A 19941-nucleotide genomic window follows, 5' to 3' on the forward strand; every position below is an offset into this window, starting at 1 on the left:
AAAATTTTGCGCTCTATTTTATATAGTGGCACGGAAGCCAGAAAAATACTCTCTCAGCAATATTCACCTGAAAATAGGGGCTAGAGACGCTTAGGCTAGGGGTTAGAGAAAAGAGATTTTCATTCCCTTGTTGTGGGCTATTGCCCGCGGGTGTCTAATATGAAATTGTGTTTCACTAGTCTTTAGTGAAACCAATGATTTCATCGCTCGGTTCATCAAGCATTTCCGGTACCACAGCCTGATTATTTTTAAGTTCCTCTGGCGGCAAATCCCTTAATACATCGTCCATTTTTGGAGGATGCTTAATCTTGTCCAGCATTTCGGGACTAAGCTGAGTTTCATCGCCTTGTGGGTTCGTCTTTTCGGCTTGATTAGGAACAGTTTCTTTATTCATGGCTATTTCTCCAACTGACAAGCCAAGCTTAAAAAATACTATTCTTTGCTACACACTATCTGAGGACTGAGATTACTATTCTCGCGAGTGAAAAGCCTGGAGACAGCAGCCCACAAATCCTCGTTACCAGGTTGAACCTGGTAACGAAAATGGGCTTTAAACCCATTTACTTCTCGGCACGACCACTAATCAATTCCTGCGCCCTAATCCATGCTCGTGTTGCAACTTGACGACCAAGATTTCTGCCCCTCAAGTCTCCATCGGCAAAATGAATTCCACCGTAGCGACGTGAGATGCCTGCTTCGTCGGCAGCATCTGTGAAGGTAGACCAAAACAAGGTGATATCTTGTGTGGGTGCAGGGGGATTTTGCGGTTGTACACGAAATGGCACACCAGCCTTCTGGGTAACAGAGGAGTTAAAAGTGTCTGTACCAGTAAACCGCTTCAAGATTTCTGCACCAGCCGCACTAAATGTACTATGACCAGAAACAAACTCTGGGAATGGGGGTGTCACTACCGTATCTTTTTGATAAGGTAGCCACTCTTCTCCTCGTACAGAACCTCGCCAATCTGCAATTACTTGTCCCTTGTATAAATACCGAATAGCGGTAATTGGACGTACATAATCGTAGTTCCTCTTTGCATCCCAAGCAGCAACGCTAGCATCAAACAGTGCATTGGATAAGGCAAAGAACATTTTCACGTCATCATCTAGGATATGGCGATCGCGCTTAGAAACACATTGCCCAAACAGATGCCAGTGTCCTGGAGGAAGTTCAGAACCTGGGCCGTCTGCCCAGTATTCGGTAATCATTTTTTGCTGAGGGGTTAACCTAGCTGCTAAACCAATCAATTCATCAGCCTGAGACTTGTAGCCTGGTGTTTCAAAATCATGAGTTTTGCCAACCGAAGAGCGAAATTCCGATGCTGTTTTGAGTGCAAAGGGAATTACTAAATACCAATGAGGTGTGGCAAATTTCTGAGGGGAAGTTTTACTACCTTGCCCGTCAGAGACAATCAGAGGCTGCCAACGGTTGGGATCGAGCACAGTGGAGTAAATGCTGTTGGGATCGAATACATCAAGAGGAAGGTTAGTTGGTTTGTAACCTGTATAGTCAGAGTAAGCTCCTGGTGCTAGATTGCCTAACTGGTTCGCTCCGTCTTGATGGCGGAATTTTAGTAGAGCTTGGGAGGTAACGTTACCAATACCAATGGCAGTTTTAGTATTTGTTGAAGTGTTGTTGGCATCATACCCCAACGTAACCATCAAATCATCAAAGATGGATTTCTGCGTTGGAAATAGATCTACCAAAACTCGATAAGCAGCATAACTAACTGCTGTGTTTTTGTTAGCCAAAGTTTGTTCTGAGCCTGGACGACGCAGTTTGTCGCCAAACCGAGTTCCGTCGGCTACTGGATCGTAGGCTGACCAAGCATCATAAATCGCTGTGTTTAAGATGGCAAGCGATCGCGCCACTACCGTCGGGGCTGGCTTGCTATTCCTAATTGCTAGCAATGCAGCATTATTCCACTGAATCAAGTAGTTGTCTGTTGGAGAGGGTTGAATATCTCCTAGCCCAGCACAGTTAAATTCATACTCTTCCCTTGCTTGAGCAATTACTTTTGGCTGTATGGTTACAAATGGAGTAATTGTAGTTAGTCCAAGCACTATACTTGTTTGAATTGTAAAAATACGCAAACTAAGTTTCATTGATTTAATTTTTGAAGAATTATTAATTGAGGAAAAATGTTAGTCACCAAAGGCTCAAGTTTTTTCACAAAGGCAATCAAGAATAAAAACTCTGATTATCTCCTTGAAATAGGGTGAAGCTTTATTCGTTTTGTGAAAAAGAAAATAGCTATACTGCTAAACTTCGGTTTTCCAGAACCTATCTACAAAGTCTTTGAACTAAACAGGCATGAAGATATGAGTACTAGATAAAATCAAGTACTCAATATATTTATTATTCAGGCCAATTAATTAGCTCAAAGTCTCCCAATATAAATGAGAAAAACTTTTACCTTTGCTTAATTCCTTAATTTTTCTGACTTTTTCCCCTATCCAAAAAAGCCAGTTAGATAAATATGCAATTATTTAAATTCGGTTTTCTAAGCTTATGATTTTATCGCTAGTTCTTCTCAAGATTTCAAAACAATTGAGAATGAACTACTACAGGTAAGCAAATTTGAGACGTATCGATAAATATCAAATCGGTAGTATCTCTTAAATTTCAGTTTTAGAGATAGACTAATGATACACTGCTTTAAGAAATATTTGTATATCTATCTTTAGATAGATTTGTGATATATTCTGCTAGTTCTCTGCAAATCTTTAAGTATATTAACGTAGGGGCTTTCTAGATATTCTGGGCGGCAGAGAAGTCCAGATATAATTCTCACCCTCTAAGCGAAGCGTAATTGGTAGAGTAATTGAATATTTTAAATGCAACACTTTTTCATAAATGAGCAAAATGAAAGAATATCTGCAAGTAACTGAAGTGATTGACTGGCAACATAGTACAGTTTTGGAACTTGCGAAAAAAATTGCATTCAAACATCAAACATTGGAAGCGATCGCCAAAGCGTGTTTTGAGTGGGTGCGAGATGAAATTTATCATAGCAGCGACTATCAAATGAATCCTGTAACTTGTCGAGCGTCAGATGTACTCAAATACAAAACAGGTTATTGCTATGCAAAAAGTCATTTGCTAGCGGCACTACTCAGAGCCAATAACATTCCAACAGGCTTTTGCTATCAAAGATTGAGCATTAATGACAACGGTGAACCATATTGCTTACATGGTTTGAATGCAGTTTACTTACCTGAAATAGGTTGGTATCGTGTTGATGCCAGGGGAAATCGTAGCGGCATTGATGCTCAATTTGTTCCTCCAAAAGAACAATTGGCTTATAAAATTCAATTGCCAGGAGAAGCCGATTTTCAAAATATTTTATCTGAGCCACTTCTACTAGTTGTAGAGGCTTTAAAAGCTTCCAGCACATGGGATAGTTTGCTTTTAAATCTTCCAGATATTTCTTTAGAATTATTTGACAGTATGGTCTAATTTTGTGATTTAAGAAATGTTTCTCTTAAAATTATTAACTGAATTTTTGCTAGTTATTTATCACCTCTTAAACAATAACTTATTACAAGAGATTTATTAGCTATTTTTGTTTCGGTAGTGGATAAAAGTTTAGACTTTTCATGGTCAGCCAGAAAAGGACAGGATGTGCTAAAATCATAACAAATTATGGCAATTATTCAGGCTTATTTAGGAATAATTTTGCTTGTTTTCGCTTTAATTGCTGAAACTAATCGTTCTTGGAGTTTTTTAGGTTATGGCAACCTCTCAGGAGAGGATTATCCCCACGGATCTACGGAACGAAATGTCCAGGTCTTACCTGGAATACGCGATGAGCGTAATTGTGGGTCGGGCGCTGCCAGATGCCAGGGATGGTCTGAAACCTGTACATAGGCGGATTCTCTACGCTATGCACGAGTTGGGGTTGACCTCAGATCGCCCCTTCCGTAAATGTGCGCGTGTGGTGGGGGAGGTTCTCGGTAAATATCACCCCCACGGCGATACGGCTGTGTACGATGCCTTGGTGCGGATGGCGCAGAATTTTTCCATGCGATCGCCCTTAATCGCGGGGCATGGTAACTTCGGCTCTGTGGATAACGATCCGCCTGCGGCAATGCGTTACACCGAATGTCGCTTAGAAGCTTTGACTAGCGACGCTCTTTTGCAAGATATCGAGTCAGAAACCGTAGATTTTGTTAACAACTTCGACGGTTCCCAGCAAGAACCAACTGTGCTGCCAGCAAGGATTCCGCAGTTATTGTTAAACGGTTCTTCTGGAATTGCTGTGGGGATGGCAACCAACATTCCACCCCACAATTTAGGCGAATTAATTGATGGGTTGGTAGCACTGATTGGAAACCCGGAAATAACCGATACCCAATTAATGCAGTATGTTCACGGCCCAGACTTTCCCACGGGAGGTCAAGTTCTCGGTACTGCGGCAATTAGAGAAGCTTTCACCACAGGGCGCGGCTCCATCACCATGCGTGGTGTCGCAAACATTGAAACAATCCAACAACGAGGACGCCCGGAACGAGAAGCGATCATAATTACCGAATTACCTTATCAAACTAACAAGGCAGCGTTGATTGAGAAAATTGCCGAGTTAGTAAATGAAAAGAGAATCGAAGGTATAGCTGATATTCGGGATGAAAGCGATCGCGATGGGATGCGAATAGTCATTGAACTCAAGCGCGATGCCTATCCCAAAGTAGTGCTCAATAACCTTTACAAACAAACACCACTACAAGCCAACTTTGGGGCGAATATGCTGGCGTTGGTAAATGGCGAACCCCAAATACTAACGCTGAAAAACTTTTTACAAGTGTTTCTGGATTTTCGGATCGAATCGATTACCAGACGCACTCAGTATGAGTTGCGTAAAGCCGAGGAACGCGATCATATTCTGCAAGGATTATTGATTGCCCTTGCCCATCTTGATGCAATTATTGCCCTCATTCGTCATGCCGCCGATACACCCTCGGCAAAGGGAGAATTAATCACGACTTATGGACTTTCGGAAGCACAAGCCGATGCCATCTTACAGATGCAACTGCGACGGTTAACTGCCCTAGAAGCTGATAAAATTCGTCAGGAACACGAGGAATTGCAAGCGCAGATTGCTGACTTGAACGATATATTGGCACGGCGGGAACGGATACTGGAAATTATTGAAACCGAAGTTAAGCAAATTAAAGCAAAATTTGCTACTCCACGCCGCACGATCATTCTGCACGGAGAAGGAGAATTAGGAGACACAGACTTAATTGCCAATGAAAAAGCTGTAATTTTGTTAACTGAGCAAGGTTACATTAAGCGTATGCCAGTTAACACCTTTGAGGCGCAAAGCCGTGCGACTAGAGGTAAAGCCGCAGCTAAGGTAAAAGAAGATGATGGTGTTGAGCATTTCTTAACTTGCTGCGATCACGACAGCCTGCTATTTTTTAGCGAACGTGGTGTTGTCTACTGTCTGAAAGCTTATCAACTTCCTGTGGGTTCCCGTACCAGTCGCGGCACACCAATTGTACAGATGCTGCCCATTCCTAAAGAGGAAAAAATCACTTCGATCGTACCTGTGAGTGAGTTTACTAGCGATGAATATCTAGTTATGCTCACAAAAGGCGGTAATATCAAGAAAACTGACTTAACAGCGTTTAGTCACATTCGTGCCAATGGTTTAATTGCCATTTCTTTAGAAGAAGGCGATCAATTGCGCTGGGTACGACGGGCAAGAGTGGAAGATAGTGTGCTTATTGGTTCCCGGCAAGGCATGGCAATTCATTTTCGCTGCGATCATGAGCAATTGCGTCCTTTAGGACGTGCTACCCGTGGTGTGAAAGCTATGAAACTGCGGGCTGGCGATGAACTAGTAGGTATGGATATTCTCCCCGCTGCGATTCTTGATAATTTGACCCCAATTTCAGAAGCGGAAATCGAAGAAATTGAAACCGAAGATATCGAGAATGAGGAATCAACAGAAGTACCGGGCAACGGTCATCACGGCCCTTGGGTGCTGGTGATTACAATGGGAGGATACGGTAAGCGCGTACCAGTAGCTCAGTTCCGCTTGCAAAATCGTGCTGGTCAAGGTTTAATGGCAACCAAATTCAAAAACAGAAAAATTAAAGACCAACTAGCAACTTTGCACATCGTCAACAACGATGACGAGATCATGATGGTCACTAGCCGCGGTATTATCATTCGGCAGGCAGTCAATGCTATTTCTGTTCAATCGCGTTCTGCAACTGGGGTACGCGTACAACGCTTAGACGAAGATGACGTAATTACAGGAGTTGCCATAGTTCCTCCTGATTCTGGTGATGCGGCAGAAGCAGAGTAAAAAAGGACAGGGGGAAATAAGAGGACGCGGGAACGCGGAGACAAACAGACGCGGAGACTTCTTTCTCCGCGCCATGATTGCCTTGGGAAGCGGTATTTTGATGGGGCTTACCGTTGCACCAGTAAACGCCTGGTTTCTTGCTTGGTTTGCCCTTGCTCCCCTGTGGATTCTAATAATAAAGAATGAAAAATTAAAAATTAGAAATAACAGAGAAAATCCTTTATTTTTAATTTTTAATTCTCAATTTTTAATTGGCGTAGCCTGGGGTATTGGTTATCACGGCATAGCCTTATCTTGGATTACGGGCATTCACCCCATGACGTGGATGGGAGTACCTTGGCTGGCAAGTCTAGGAATTGCCCTTTTCTGCTGGATATTTATTACTCTTTGGGGAGCGGCACTAGTTGCTATTTGGGCTACTTGTTTTTCATGGATTGTGTCGCAAGAAGGCAGAAGGGATGTTCTGAATTCTCCTCTAACTCGCGTTCTTATTGGCACAGCCCTTTGGTGCGGTTTAGAAACTCTTTGGAGTACTGGCCCCTTATGGTGGAGTTCTCTTTCTTACACTCAAACTCCGCATAATCTCGTAATTTTACACCTCGGCCAACTTTCCGGGTCTAGTGCTGTCACAGCAGCAATTGTAGCAGTTAATGGCTTGATTGCAGAAGCTTGGATAAACCGCCAAGAAGTGAAGTACACAAAGAATTCTTCGCGTCCTTTGTGTCCTTTGTGGTTCGTTTATTTAGGATCTGCCACTGCACTACTAATTTCCTTACACCTCATTGGTTTTAGCTTATACACTCGCCCTCTAACTCAACCACCACAAGCAGCATTGCAAGTGGGAATTATTCAAGGCAATATTCCTAACCAAATCAAGCTTTATCCAGAAGGATTGCGTCGCGCGATCGCAGGTTACACTAGCGGATATCTAACTCTAGTAGATAAAGGTGTGGATGCAGTACTAACACCAGAAGGAGCCTTGCCTTTTTTCCAGCGTGACATTATGCGTGGCTCTTTGGTAGCAGCAGTACGAGAAAAAGGTGTTGTGGCTTGGATCGGCGGTTTTGGAGAAAAAGGGCGCAGCTATACCAATAGTTTGTTTACCGTTACAGGTGACGGTAATATTTTTAGCCGTTATGACAAGTCAAAGTTAGTGCCAATTGGCGAGTATGTTCCCTTTGAGGAATTTTTAGGCGGTATCATTAGCCGATTGTCACCCTTAGATGAACATCAGGTTCCAGGTTCACCAAATCAAGTATTTGACACGCCTTTTGGTAGAGCGATCGTTGGTATTTGTTATGAATCTGCTTTTTCTGATTTATTTCGCCGTCAAGCAGCAGCGGGTGGACAGTTTATACTCAGTGCCTCTAACGATGCTCATTACAGTGCATCCATGCCAGCCCAGCACCATGCTCAGGATATCATGCGAGCAATTGAAACTGATAGATGGGCAGTTCGAGCAACAAATACAGGATATTCAGCTTTTGTAGATCCCCACGGCAGAACTTTGTGGATATCTGGACATAATACCTACGAAATTCATGCCGAAACCATTTACCGACGCCAAACGCAAACTTTGTACGTGCGTTGGGGTGACTGGCTGACACCATTACTGTTGATATTTGCTGGAGGAATTTGGTTAGTTAATTTACGAAGATGACTTTGGATCTCTCACACAAGAAGTAGGGCCGCCAGAATCAGGGTAAATTGCTAAAGTGTGATAATCAGGAATACCATCACTATAGAGAATTCGGAAGGTATACAATTTGTTTTGCCCTTGCCGTTCAGTAACTACTGTTAAAAGTGTATTTTCAGCGTTAGGGATGCCAGGGATTTTTAGCTTTTTAATGCGTCTAAGTTGAATGACATTTGCTCCTGAGTTCTTGCAATCTCCAACATTAGCGTTAGGCTGTGAACCGAACTGCATACACATCGGCCCGTCAAAGTCCATAATTACTTGTGTTGGATCGTTTAACCAAACTTTTTTAATTATTTCTCCAGCCGGAATAAAGCTTAAGTTTGTCCCTTGCTGATAGGAAACAGTGATAGTAGGCACTGCTCCTCCTAAGCCCTGTGCTTGACAGGAAAACATGGAACGCAAAACAGCGTTATTGGCTAAAGCACGACTTGCTAGTAGTAAGATGGCTGCCGAGAAACTCAAGGAAGCAAAATGCTGGAAATGAGAGCTACCTAAAGTACGAGCTATGAAGTTGATTTTGTGTTTCATGAGGGCAGACTACTTCTATAACTGCAGGGATTGATTGATGTACACTTCAACTTCTGTACCTGCTGGTAAAAACCAAACATTAGTGCGTTGCATCATTTGGGAGATTGCTTGTTGATTGCGCTGGGTAATTTGGGGAACCACTGTTCTCACACCGCCTTCTAAAATTCCAGCCCAAATGTTGCGTCGGGGATTTCGATTAGAAACAACAGTGCCTGTGGCAGTTGTAATCACTTCTGATTCTGTGCGATTAAATAATTCTGCTGCTTTCCCAATGCCTCCCAAAACAAATTGTCCGGCATCCCTACTCATAAGAGATCCTTTTTTGGAGAATTGATTGGCAACTAGAGGTTTACCTTGAGAACCGTTAATCAGCATGGCACTTTCTGGTAAGCTTCTCTCCGTCAGGTTGCCATCCTTTTGAATAATCGCTTTTACTACATTGAGCTGCAACAAACCTTGATCGGAAAGAGAACGAATTTCAGTTAATAACTCAGTTTTTGCAGGCAATACAACAGAACCATCTGCTGCTTTTAATGGTTCTTTCAAACGCACCACAAATACGTTTTTCCTACTTTCGTTCCTGCTGCTATTTGTCGCTCTCGAAGTTTCCCCAAATACACCTGTTGCCAAAACGGCTTTAGCACTAGTTCCTACGGGTATAGATTTCGAGCTTCCCGATGAGGCTTGGCTCACCACAGGAGTTGGTGTTTCCTCCCTTGGCTGATATCTGGTATTTGTTCGGGGCGATGGCGTTCTATTAGTTCTAGTATTTACTATAGGTTCTGGAGTATCATTTTGAACTGTGCTGGGATTACTGGTGTTAACATTATTTGGTTTAGCAGCAACTAATACTTGACCGTAGCTACCTAATTTTGCTAATCTTGCCCATTCTTGCAGCGGATCTGGCGTCGGTGTTGGGGTGGGTTGAGTATTCGCTACTGGGGATTGGGGTGGGGATGGTGGCAACTGGGGAATTACTGGTGGCTGTGGAGTTTGCGGTACTTGAGCGGGGCGTTCTACTACCCTAGTCACGTAAACTGTTCGCACAGGTGTTGGTGTTCTTTGCAGTGCTACGTTTTGTCTTGCTCTGGGAGTTGGTTGAACTGGCGCTGGTGTTGGTGATGCTGGTTTGATATTTCTAAGTTGTTGTTGTGCTAATTTGACTGCCTGTGCTTGTTCGGCAAGGGCTAATTTAGTTTTGAGAGTTTCTACTTCTCCTTCGAGTTGTTCTAAGCGAGTTTCTGTGGTTGGTTGCGATCGCGTTTGAGGAGCAACAATATTATTTCTGCTTGGTTTTTTAGTACTACCATTCATTAACTGCGTTAAGAATATACCGGCAAACAGCACCAAAATCAGAGTACCAGTTCCGACTAAAGCCAACTTAGCAAAAGGATTGGATGAGAGGGGTTGCTCGGTGGGATCGGCTGGTGCTGGTTGTACTGGAGAAGGAGTTGGCTTTAAGTTGGGTGAATCTTCTACTTGTTCAGTCTCGGTAGGTGGAATTTCTTCTTCAAAACCAACCAATCTTGCCATCCGTAATTCCCAATCGGAAAAATCTATTTCTGATTGGTAATTTTCGGTGGTGGAAGTCACTAGATTTTCTGGGTGAGTGTCTGAAGGAATTGAATATCGAGTCATAATCAAGTGCACTTTGATTTAAGAACAATTTTGAGCTTTGATATCACAGATATTGTAAATTTCTAGTCTGGCTTCGCCTAGTCGATAAGTTGCTAGGTGCCAAGGAAGTGGTAAATCGGGTAGTGAAGTGGCTTGCGTTTCTGTGGATTGAACTAAAATTTGCTTGTTAAATGGGATTGATTTTCCTAGCTTGTCGGAATTACTAAAAATTAATTGATTTGCTTGCATCTCTACTTTCCACTTCCCATCCTCAATTTTAGTCGGTTGAGAAATTCGTTGTACAATCAAAACACTTTCAGCACCTCTATTTGCAAATTGGTTTGCTGAATTTGAATTCATAACTTCTGAGTGAATTTTTTGTTTGGCGTCGGCAGCCAACAATTGAGAACTAATTTCCCATACCGTTTCTGGTGGTTGTTGCTGTGACCAGGTTAGCATTAAGGTCATGCTTTGACCGACAAAGCGCCGAATTGTTTCTGGATAACGTTCTAAATTTTGACTTGGATCTACTGTGATTGCCCTACCGTCGGCAAGTTGCACTAAACTTTGAGGTGTTAAGCGCCGACTTAACTGCTGCAACAGGGTGCCGTGGAACATGAGTAATAGTAGGGTCAAAATATGTAAACTAAAAGTTCCTACCGCAAACAGTGGTAAGATACTTTTTTGATTATTTTCCCGCTTTAGTAACTGCATTAATAATTCACTCAATAAATTTATATAGACTTAATAAGCTAAAAAATTATCTTGTAAAGTTTTCTGTACTTTGGTTATTTCCGCACCGCTGCAATTGCTCAGAACTGAGATTATTATATTCATCCAGCAAGCATAAATTTCGCATTTCATAAATTTCTAGTCTCTCAGTACGAACGCCATAAATTGCTTTTTGGAGAACGCTGCTATTACTGTCTAACGGATAAGCAAAATAATCGACTGCACGGACAAGTAAATCTTTATTAAACGGAACGATAACTTTTCTATTATCTGCTCGTTTTTGTTGAATTAAATCGGCTACTATCCCAACTCGCCATTTCCCATCGGCAATTTTTTCGGGAGGATAAACCCGCTTGATATTTATCTGCGCCGACATGGCTTGCTTGGGATTCCTAGCGAAAACTTCTGGTGGTGTCATCGCCGCTATTTCGCTCAAAAAACCTTTGCGAAAATCTTCTGATAAAGCAAAGCTGGCAATCCAACTGCTGGTGGTAACTCTTTGACTATTGCCTTGTGGTGTTTTAATCAGTATTCCCAAATCTGGTTTGGGTTTTGTTGCTTCTTCAATATTTTGTGGCGGAAGTGTCCCAGACCAGTTAAACATAGATGTAATCGTCTTACTGACAAATTGGCGAATCGTCTCCGGATCTCTTTCAGTATCATCTACCGCTGCTACTGGTTGCCCATCTACTAACTGTACGAAGGCAGGGGGCTTTCTCAAGCTGAGTTGGCGAATGGTTAAGCCTTGAAATATCAAAAAAAATAGAGCCAACGCGTGCAAACCAAAGGTGGCGATCGCAAAGGTTGTCAAAAGGCTGACTGTTCGCTGTTGTTTTTGTAATAAACGCACCATTTACCAATCTCTCCTGCTACTAGTTATATTCTCTCCCTCGTCCAAGAAGTCGTGTTACTAACTGCATTAAACACTGCAAATCCCCCAGCACCAGCCAAAAGCAAAGATAAAATTGGTGCCAAAATTCCCATAAAAATCATGAACCACATCAAGTCGGGATCGGCACTCGCATTTTCTCCAGGGCCGTTTACAATCACTGTAGCCGTTAATACGGCAATGATGTTGAAGGAAATTTTGGCAATTGCTAGCGATAAAAACCCTGTCAGCCAAGCAAAAATTGGTTTTCCTGCGATCGGTAACAAAGAACCACCTACAGCCAAGGGGCCTAATGCGGCTATCAGTAACATCGTAGCTTCAATTAAATTTTGGAATGCGTATTGTAAGGAAACTAAAAAGTTTTTGATACTAGTTTGAACTGTGGAACCCAACAAAGCATTAAACGTATTTTCTGATACACTTCCGGTACCGTAAGCTATCTGATTTACCTTATTTTCCAATCTGTTAATCCAATTTCTATCCCCGTATAAATTTCTATACTCTTGCCAAAGAACTTCGATTTTTTCCCTAGCTCTGACAAAGCATTGATTTTGTTGTTCGCCTGTTAACGATTGGCAAGGGCGCAGCGCAGAACCAGCCACTTCTTCAGCTACACCCATATTCAATGCTTGCTGGTAATTTCTATTGGCATCTGCTGTAGTCACTACTTGTTGGTTGACTGTATTGAGGAAATTCCGTACTCCTAGTGTTAGATTTGCTAACACGCTGCCATTTCCTGTATTAGTTAATAGGATGACGACGATAAAAGGCCAAATCAAAGCCGAAATGGGGCGGGAATAATCCTCGTGTATAACATCTCTCAACCATTGCACCATAAAAAACAGCAGAGTTCCTACTGCAAAAAATATGCCTAAATTTGTCAGTGCTGCATACAAATTTTCACTGCTATTATTTTGTAATAAATCTATCCATTGTTGATCCCAACTTTCGGTAATACTTTGAGCAGTGGTAACACCATTATCGAGAATATCAGTAATACCAGCTTGGGCAAAAAAAATTAAATTATCAAGCTGCATTTTTCATCCAGTGGCTTGACTTTAAAAAGTGGTAAAAGGACTTTTAGAATTGACAATCACACATAAATTTTATTGATTATTGAGCTTAGTTTTCTTCCGTTCGCCCAAATAAATCAATTTGAGAAGTGGTTCGCAATAGCCGTGCTGCCTCTGCGGATGTATCTACTCTGCGAGCGCGGTTTGCTTCTTCCACTTGTTGAGAAATATTAGCCAAGTTTAAATTAGAGTATTGCATAAATTGGTTCATCTGCATTGTTTGCCCTAAATTTTCACCTGTTATTTTTAGTTGATCGCGTTGAATTCTAATACTTTGCTGTTGTAAGGTAGACTGATTGATACCAAGAAGTGCTGATATCTGACCTAGAGGAGTAGTATTCGCGATAGTATTAGCAATATTTCTCGCTTCTTGGAGCAAGTCATTACTAATTTTGTCAGTTTCTTCAGAATACTCGTCAACTTCTCTCAAGTTTCTTTCTGTTTCTTCTAATTTTGTTTTTAATCTAATTTGTCCATCTTCACCCATCACACTGGCAACTGCACCACGAGTAATTAAGCGATTCACTTCATTACTAGCTAAATTTGCTCTGACTGTCGCATTATTGTCGAATTTGTCTGAAATATAGTACCAAACCATGCCATCGCGAACATTTTGTCCAGCAGCGATGGGGTTAGGTATATTCAATTCTCCTGTAGCATTATTAATGGCACTTTGAGCTTCTGATTCTATGGGTTTTAATGTGTCTGTAAGATTATTTGTCAGATAAGTTTGTAAATCTCCAGCGTAAGATTGAAAATCAGTCCAAACCGATCCTAGTTGTGCCGTTGCTGGTAAAACGACCAAAAATGTGAGGGAAATAGTTAGAAGAGTTGTTTTGCGCATAATAGTTCTACCCTCAAAGGTAAACAATTTTTTCCATTAACCACGTAGCGAAGCAATTAACTGACGTGCAAATTTAGAAATCGCTTCATATTTATCGCTGTATTGCAACATGGCTTTTTGACGTGCAGTTTGCTCTTGCGGATTATTAGCAACTACTGCTAATTGTTCGTAACCTGGATAATAGCGACAGAATGTGTAAATACCGTTGTCATCTAATAGCCATTGACTGTAAATACCTTCTTTGCGGGGGAAAAAACTTTCTGATGCATTGCGAGCAATAATTTCGCGGGGATATTTTAAAATTTCTTCAAAACTATCAACTGCAACTGGTTGAATACGACCTATTAAGCGTGTAGTTAAGTTTTGTAATATTTTTGATGCCGCTTTGGATCTGGCGATTGTATCAGGATCTTGTGCTGATAAGATGACTCTAATTCCAGCTTTTGCACCGTTAGCACAAATTCTGCCTACTAGGTCAGAAATTTGGTCAAATTCAAACAAAATTGGTGCTTCATCGATGAAGAATATGGAAGCTGGGCTGCTTAATGCCCGTCGCAGTGCTGCTGAATAGGCACTTAAAGACAGCACCGCAGCATCTTCGTTATCTGAGAGGTTGCGCAGAGCGAACACTAAAAGCTGGGCATCAGTGGGAAAGCTAGAGGGGGCAGAAATCGCTTTACCTACGCGGCTAGAAAGCCAAAATCGCAAGCGCAGCTGAATTTGATTTAAGGCATCCTCAACCCTGCCTCCGATAGATTCCAACTGCAAATGTTCAGGTGAGCAGAAATAGAGGAAATCTTGTAAGGTAGGGGTTCTTTGCCAAGCTAGACTGCCAAATCCTCCTGCCATCGCTTCTCGATATCGCTCTTTGATACTTTCATCGCTAAAGAAAGCTCCTAAAGCCAAGTTGAGAAGCGATCGCACGGTTTGGGAGAGCAGTTGATTTTCACTCGATGAACCTAAAACCATTGTCATTAAAGCTGATTCTAGGAACGAGACATAATCGAGCATCCGATCGCGCTGTTGTTCTGGACTTAAAAAGCGCAAATCTGGCTGCTCAAATAAGTTATTCGATTGTTTAGAAATATCAAAATAGGCTCCATTTCCTTCCATAAACTCCGTATAGTCGGTGAAGGTAGATGTGCCATCAGGTTTAGGAAAGTCCAACGCCACGACAGGAATCTTATGTGCCAAAGCCTGAGTTAAAATTCCCGATACCAATACCGATTTACCAGCACGAGTTGTGGCAAACAGTGCTAAATTTTTATGCTGGTTAAATAAATCCAGGTGGATTGGAGTTCCTCCTTCTTCGGCAATTAACTCAAACCCTTGGCGATCGCCTTCTCTTGTGAGTATCAAAGGCATTAATCCCGGCACTTCACTTGTCAAATACAACTGACGGCGATTGAAGGGTTTTGCTAACAAACCTTCCCAAACAATCGGCAGGGTTTGCAACCAAATTTTCCAGGCATACTCTGTTTCCCTAATCACACTTGCTGGGCGTTGGAAACAATTTTCTATATATCTTGTTGCCTCATCTAATTTCTCTACACTGGGACGATGCACTAAAATTACAATCCCTGCATAAATTGGCACTGCTCCTTCATATATTTGCTCTTGTGCTGCCACTGATTTTTTCAGCTTTAATTGAGCACCAACATCGATGGTTCTACTTTTTTCTTGTGCTAACAAAGCTGTAACATTTGACTGCTTCAGCACTCGTTGCAGGGTAGTTTTGACTATTGCCGGGTTTGCCGCAGTCAGCTGACAAAAAATTTCTGTATCTACTACGCTTTCTCTAGCTAGCAGTTCCCACAAATAACGTAACTGACTAGATTTATTTAGCCAACCACCAGGTTTTTCCAGAAATGTCAGCGCTCCAACGTAGTTGTTGTTAACATTGATCCAACGGCGATCGGCACGAGGTACTCCAGACTCTACTAATAAAGTCGTACTGTGAATATTTTCTACAAGTAATTTGGTACTAGCTAAATCTGAATAAACTTGTTCGTGCAGCCCATTCTCATCTAAAGTCATTAACTGTGGGATTTCTATTGGCTGTGAATCATTAAATCTTCTCCAGACTTCTCCCCACAGTTCTTCTGCACTCAAGGGCTTGATATCCAATCCCATTTTGTTAGACAAAAGTTGTTCCCAGCGACAAAAGCCATTTTTGTATGCACTGGCAATAATTGTTTCGATACGCTGGTTTTCAACTTCTGCAAAATCACCTTTAAATTTCGACCACCACAGTTCACCTTTAGCCAGCATTTTCTCGATCCAATCATCTGTGTTTGTGGTATCTGGTTCAATGGTGTAAGTTACATAAATTCGCAGAAATTTCGGCTTGCGAATACCGGAACGAGTTAATTCTTGTACCCTCGCTCGTTCTGACATTAATAGATATTTAATATCAGGTGAACCTGTGCTTTTTACCAAAGCAGCTAGTTCTTTTTGTCGCTGTCTATCCGAACTAAAAGACCCCAAATGTAACGTCATTCTTTCGCCATTTGGGATGTCTTTTAAACCAGCTTCAATATTATTAAAAATAGTGTTTATTTGTTCTGGTCTTAAAGTTGTATGAATACCTCGACAGTCAAAACCAAAAACAAAGCAGAACCTATCTTTTTGGGTTCCTTTTGTCAAAATGTAAGCGCCAATATCACGTCCGTCGAGCGAGACACGCAGCATTGTCGCTAGGTGTAAAGCATCTTCAAACGGTGTTAATCTTGTTTCGCTTCCTGCGATCCCGACGCTTTTTTTTCCGATTTTTTGTTTCATGGTTAACTTCCAGCAAGCTTTGATAACGAGCAAAGCCTCTAGTCCAAGTGGGTACTCCAATAAATTTACTTAAAAAGCGCCAACTCCTACCACCTGTTAATATCCACCAAGTTGCCATCCCCCAACCAGCAATTAGTAATGTCCAAAGCCATTTTTGAAACTCATCTGTAAAAAAACCACCAAAAACGCCATTGATGATAAAGTAGGAAGTTAAAGCAATGATCGTCCAAGGCAGAACTTGATCGGCTGGGATAGGCCCTAAAGAAGGTTGAGTTCCTAAAATTTGATTTACAGGTCTAAATTCTTTTTCTGGCTCTTGAGACATAACAGATATCTGGATTTTTCATCTTTCGTATCAGATGTTCAATTAGTACTGCTATCACCAATGACAAAGCCTGTGAGTACATCAGCAATGGTGACAGCAACAACTACTAATAAAGGAGTTCGAGCTACACTTTGCCAATCTTCATCTTTACGAACTGCGTTAATCACACCAATGAGAGAAACAGCTATATAAAGTAAATAAAGAGCGCGTAAAACGTTGAATATTAAACTAACTGCTGCTTGAGTGTTGCTATCTGCGGTCGCTGCTTGTGTTAAATTATTCTTAAAAAAATCTTCTGCTTTCCTAAAAAACTGTGCTTGTGCTGGATCTGCAAAATAGTCCAACCAAAATGCACACAGGATCACAGCGGCTGCGAATATTTGTAACAAGATCAGATATCGCTTCGGTAAATTTACCTGCTGCCCAATTTGCTGCATCACCACTACTATCAAGCTGCCAAACAGCAAACAAAACAGCAGTATAGGACTTTTTAAACAGATCGCACCCAAAAATACTGTGCAAGCAATTAAAAACGGTGCCGATTTTAACACGCTATTCCAACAATACTCTAGTATGTTCATCAAGCTGCAAGATACTTTCCTTACCTTGTTAGTTATAGACCATAACAAGCTCATTTGACAGGAAAATTGCCGAGGCATTTGTAAAATTCCTTATAGTTCATTCCCATTAGTTAGTTGGCTAATGTATCATAAATTTAACACAACTTAATAAATAATTTTATAGAATATAAAGTAAAACATATTACAAATCTTACTCAGTAACAAAGAAACATTGCTTTTTACTAATGGGTTTTTGATAAATTAATTAATTGATACAATTTTATTTTCATGCCAGCTATTAGTTGTTGTTGCACAAACTACTTTACTACATAAATCTAGATTTAAATGTATGAATACATTTTTGAGATTGCAATTGCATTTAGTCAAAATCTTTACCTTTAATGACAATACTTGGCTTTTATTGACTCTCTTTTTAAAAGAAAATTTTCTAGCAAGTTATGTATCTAAAGTCAAGTTAGATTGCAAGTAAGACATCGCCTATAATCAAGAATTACTCCTGACAGTTTAACAGAATTCTTTTCCGCTGCACCAAATTCAGTTAAATACGTCAGTTATTTGCATTTGCGAGAGTGTAAAAATTAAAACCAAAGAATTTTGATTTGATGAGAACAAAGTGGGATATTAACTATAATCCTGCTTTTAAAGCGGTTTTTAGTTGTATAAGGTGGACATCTTCTCAAAGCACAAGATTGATACCTGTTTTACTTGTTTATCCTTGCTTCTCACTTCTGCTGTATTTTGACAGCTAAAAGTTAAGAGTTTGGCAACTTTGTCAACAAAGAACTCAGAATACAGAAAATTCTATACAACTGGGTGATGAGTAATATGACATAAATGGCATCATATTACGCTTATTATTTAGATTTTAAGAAATATAAATAGATATCTTTTTATAAAAAGGTCATTCTGATAAAAAACCGATAAATATCTCCATAAATAGTTGTTATTTAACTGCTTCTTCACCTGAAGTTAACCGTAGATTGATAGGTTCTGGGGGAACAAAGTGAAGTGAATAGGATAAAAGCACGTGTCTTTCTCGCGACGTAAGTTTTTAACTCTAGCTGGTGTCTCCGCTGCTAGTGTTACAATGGTTTCCCCTCTAGAAGCCTTTTACACCAGAGTTGCTCGTGGCCAAGTTGCAAAGGGAACTGGCTTTGGGTCACTAGAGCCTAAGCTACCTGTGAATGCACCTGAACTCACGAATACTATCTATGGTGACTTAAGCCAAAAACCACTGCTGGAACTTCCCCCTGGCTTTAACTACCGTGCTTTTTCTATTACTGGTCAGATGATGAGCGATGGCTCCCTTGTTCCAGACAGGCATGATGGTATGGCTGCGTTTCCGGGGCCTCGGAATACGACAATCTTGGTTCGGAACCATGAATCAGGTACCTCTTCCCCATATCCAGTTTCTGGCTCACCAAGATATTCGGCAGGTGCTCAAGGTGGAACAACCACATTGGTGATTGGGCCTAACCACGAAGTCATTAAGCACTTTGCTTCTCTTGCCGGCACAATTCGTAACTGTGCAGGCGGGCCAACGCCTTGGGGTAGCTGGATTAGCTGTGAAGAAACTTTCTCTGTCAGTACCAATGTTCTCACAGATGATACCAAGCATGGGTATAACTTTGAAGTTGTTGCTGATGCTAACAGTGGTTTAGTAACTCCAGTTCCCCTCAAAGATATGGGACGTTTTAGTCATGAAGCGGTTGCGGTAGACCCCAAAACGGGCTATGTCTATGAAACTGAAGACCGGGGTGATAGCTGCTTTTATCGATTCGTACCTAAAGTCAATGGTAAGTTGGCTGAAGGTGGTAGTCTCTGGGCTTTAAAGATTAAGGGTGCAGAGAACTTCGCTTTAAACACAACTAACAACCCAAATCTTGGTGGTCAGTTGGGAAGAGTACAGGTTGGTCAAACTTTCGATGTAGAGTGGGTCAAGATCGATCAGCCCGATCCAGAAACTGATACAGTTCGCAAAGAAGCTCAGTCTAAAGGAGCAGCTATTTTCTTCCGGGGTGAGGGAGCTTGGTATGGTAATGGTCTAATCTACTTCGTTGCCACCCAAGCTGGGCCTCCGGCTGTTGATGCTACTAATGGTAGGGGTAATGGTCAGGTTTGGATTTACGATCCTGGCAAAGAAAAACTGACATTGTATGTTGAGGCATCATCAAGTGGAGAACTGCTGGATGAGCCAGACAATGTTACAGTTACTCCCTTTGGAGACATCTTTTTGTGCGAAGACGGTGGCGGTGTTCAATATGTTGTAGGGGTTAACACAAAGGGTGAACTGTATCAGTTTGCGAAGAATGTTGTCTCTGATGCTGAATTTGCTGGTGGCTGCTTCTCACCAGACGGTAGAACATTCTTTGTGAATATTTATAATCCTGGTATCACCTGTGCCATCTGGGGGCCTTGGCAACGTAGCCGCTCCTAGATGAATAAATTTTCATTGGAAAGCTGGCGAGAATACTAACGGAAGCTCAGAGACAATCTAGACGCTTTCATGCGATCGCGTGAATTCATAACCAACAATTAGAGTTCTCGTCATCTAGA

The 19941-nt window shown here is 41.4% G+C and carries 15 protein-coding genes; 4 read left to right on the top strand and 11 right to left on the bottom strand.

The window, feature by feature from the left end:
- Positions 1-175: 175 nt before the first annotated feature.
- Together UYC_RS0119865 and UYC_RS0119870 are read right to left on the bottom strand one after the other, a co-directional pair.
- On the bottom strand, positions 176-394 hold the full coding sequence (locus tag UYC_RS0119865) for a hypothetical protein (RefSeq protein WP_016875564.1): 219 nt from the start codon (positions 392-394) through the stop codon (positions 176-178).
- A gap of 166 nt (positions 395-560) precedes the next feature.
- Positions 561-2105 (bottom strand): vanadium-dependent haloperoxidase, encoded by a 1545-nt coding sequence (locus tag UYC_RS0119870; protein WP_016875563.1) that lies wholly within the window; start codon positions 2103-2105, stop codon positions 561-563.
- Positions 2106-2856: 751 nt separating this feature from the next.
- Between UYC_RS0119870 and UYC_RS0119875 the strand changes: the two genes are divergently transcribed.
- The 3 genes from UYC_RS0119875 (at position 2857) to lnt (ending at position 7976) form a co-directional block, all read left to right on the top strand.
- Complete coding sequence (locus UYC_RS0119875) at positions 2857-3459, top strand: transglutaminase-like domain-containing protein (RefSeq protein WP_016875562.1); 603 nt, start codon at positions 2857-2859, stop codon at positions 3457-3459.
- A gap of 274 nt (positions 3460-3733) precedes the next feature.
- Positions 3734-6316, top strand: coding sequence for a DNA gyrase subunit A (gyrA, locus tag UYC_RS0119880; protein WP_071588447.1), 2583 nt, complete (start codon positions 3734-3736; stop codon positions 6314-6316).
- Positions 6317-6389: 73 nt separating this feature from the next.
- Positions 6390-7976 carry an apolipoprotein N-acyltransferase gene (lnt, locus tag UYC_RS0119885; RefSeq protein WP_016875559.1) on the top strand — a complete coding sequence of 529 codons (1587 nt, stop codon included), beginning with the start codon at positions 6390-6392 and terminating at the stop codon, positions 7974-7976.
- On the opposite strand, the gene UYC_RS0119890 is transcribed toward lnt, so the two are convergent.
- The 9 genes from UYC_RS0119890 to UYC_RS0119930 all read right to left on the bottom strand — a co-directional run bounded on the left by UYC_RS0119890 (position 7965) and on the right by UYC_RS0119930 (position 17385).
- A complete protein-coding gene (locus tag UYC_RS0119890) occupies positions 7965-8543 on the bottom strand; it encodes a hypothetical protein (protein WP_016875558.1) in 579 nt (192 codons plus the stop codon). The genes lnt and UYC_RS0119890 overlap by 12 nt on opposite strands.
- Positions 8544-8558: 15 nt before the next feature.
- A complete protein-coding gene (locus tag UYC_RS0119895) occupies positions 8559-10181 on the bottom strand; it encodes a TrbI/VirB10 family protein (RefSeq protein WP_016875557.1) in 1623 nt (540 codons plus the stop codon).
- Positions 10182-10199: 18 nt separating this feature from the next.
- Positions 10200-10874: a hypothetical protein gene (locus UYC_RS0119900; RefSeq protein WP_016875556.1), complete on the bottom strand. Its 675-nt coding sequence runs from the start codon at positions 10872-10874 to the stop codon at positions 10200-10202.
- Positions 10875-10920: 46 nt separating this feature from the next.
- Complete coding sequence (locus tag UYC_RS0119905) at positions 10921-11745, bottom strand: hypothetical protein (RefSeq protein WP_016875555.1); 825 nt, start codon at positions 11743-11745, stop codon at positions 10921-10923.
- A gap of 23 nt (positions 11746-11768) precedes the next feature.
- Positions 11769-12818 carry a hypothetical protein gene (locus UYC_RS0119910; protein WP_016879624.1) on the bottom strand — a complete coding sequence of 350 codons (1050 nt, stop codon included), beginning with the start codon at positions 12816-12818 and terminating at the stop codon, positions 11769-11771.
- Between the two features lie 85 nt (positions 12819-12903).
- Positions 12904-13698, bottom strand: coding sequence for a hypothetical protein (locus UYC_RS0119915; protein WP_016875553.1), 795 nt, complete (start codon positions 13696-13698; stop codon positions 12904-12906).
- A 36-nt stretch (positions 13699-13734) separates the two neighbouring features.
- On the bottom strand, positions 13735-16479 hold the full coding sequence (locus UYC_RS0119920) for a hypothetical protein (RefSeq protein WP_026087515.1): 2745 nt from the start codon (positions 16477-16479) through the stop codon (positions 13735-13737).
- Entirely contained in the window at positions 16412-16804 is a 393-nt protein-coding gene (locus UYC_RS0119925; protein WP_016875551.1) for a hypothetical protein, read from the bottom strand. The genes UYC_RS0119920 and UYC_RS0119925 overlap by 68 nt, the downstream gene beginning before the upstream one ends.
- A 38-nt stretch (positions 16805-16842) precedes the next feature.
- A complete protein-coding gene (locus UYC_RS0119930) occupies positions 16843-17385 on the bottom strand; it encodes a hypothetical protein (RefSeq protein ID WP_016879625.1) in 543 nt (180 codons plus the stop codon).
- A gap of 1027 nt (positions 17386-18412) precedes the next feature.
- On the opposite strand from UYC_RS0119930, the gene UYC_RS0119940 reads away from it, so the two are divergent.
- Complete coding sequence (locus UYC_RS0119940) at positions 18413-19822, top strand: alkaline phosphatase PhoX (RefSeq protein ID WP_026087513.1); 1410 nt, start codon at positions 18413-18415, stop codon at positions 19820-19822.
- Positions 19823-19941: the final 119 nt, after the last annotated feature.

This window comes from Chlorogloeopsis fritschii PCC 6912, assembly GCF_000317285.1.
Classification (GTDB): Bacteria; Cyanobacteriota; Cyanobacteriia; order Cyanobacteriales; family Nostocaceae; genus Chlorogloeopsis; species Chlorogloeopsis fritschii.

What these genes read in the sequence shown, in the direction of transcription:
- UYC_RS0119865 (WP_016875564.1), bottom strand. Translation starts at nt 394, where the DNA reads ATGAATAAAGAAACTGTTCCTAATCAAGCCGAAAAGACGAACCCACAA.
- UYC_RS0119870 (WP_016875563.1), bottom strand. Translation starts at nt 2,105, where the DNA reads ATGAAACTTAGTTTGCGTATTTTTACAATTCAAACAAGTATAGTGCTT.
- UYC_RS0119875 (WP_016875562.1), top strand. Translation starts at nt 2,857, where the DNA reads ATGAGCAAAATGAAAGAATATCTGCAAGTAACTGAAGTGATTGACTGG.
- gyrA (WP_071588447.1), top strand. Translation starts at nt 3,734, where the DNA reads ATGGCAACCTCTCAGGAGAGGATTATCCCCACGGATCTACGGAACGAA.
- lnt (WP_016875559.1), top strand. Translation starts at nt 6,390, where the DNA reads ATGATTGCCTTGGGAAGCGGTATTTTGATGGGGCTTACCGTTGCACCA.
- UYC_RS0119890 (WP_016875558.1), bottom strand. Translation starts at nt 8,543, where the DNA reads ATGAAACACAAAATCAACTTCATAGCTCGTACTTTAGGTAGCTCTCAT.
- UYC_RS0119895 (WP_016875557.1), bottom strand. Translation starts at nt 10,181, where the DNA reads ATGACTCGATATTCAATTCCTTCAGACACTCACCCAGAAAATCTAGTG.
- UYC_RS0119900 (WP_016875556.1), bottom strand. Translation starts at nt 10,874, where the DNA reads ATGCAGTTACTAAAGCGGGAAAATAATCAAAAAAGTATCTTACCACTG.
- UYC_RS0119905 (WP_016875555.1), bottom strand. Translation starts at nt 11,745, where the DNA reads ATGGTGCGTTTATTACAAAAACAACAGCGAACAGTCAGCCTTTTGACA.
- UYC_RS0119910 (WP_016879624.1), bottom strand. Translation starts at nt 12,818, where the DNA reads ATGCAGCTTGATAATTTAATTTTTTTTGCCCAAGCTGGTATTACTGAT.
- UYC_RS0119915 (WP_016875553.1), bottom strand. Translation starts at nt 13,698, where the DNA reads ATGCGCAAAACAACTCTTCTAACTATTTCCCTCACATTTTTGGTCGTT.
- UYC_RS0119920 (WP_026087515.1), bottom strand. Translation starts at nt 16,479, where the DNA reads ATGAAACAAAAAATCGGAAAAAAAAGCGTCGGGATCGCAGGAAGCGAA.
- UYC_RS0119925 (WP_016875551.1), bottom strand. Translation starts at nt 16,804, where the DNA reads ATGTCTCAAGAGCCAGAAAAAGAATTTAGACCTGTAAATCAAATTTTA.
- UYC_RS0119930 (WP_016879625.1), bottom strand. Translation starts at nt 17,385, where the DNA reads ATGAACATACTAGAGTATTGTTGGAATAGCGTGTTAAAATCGGCACCG.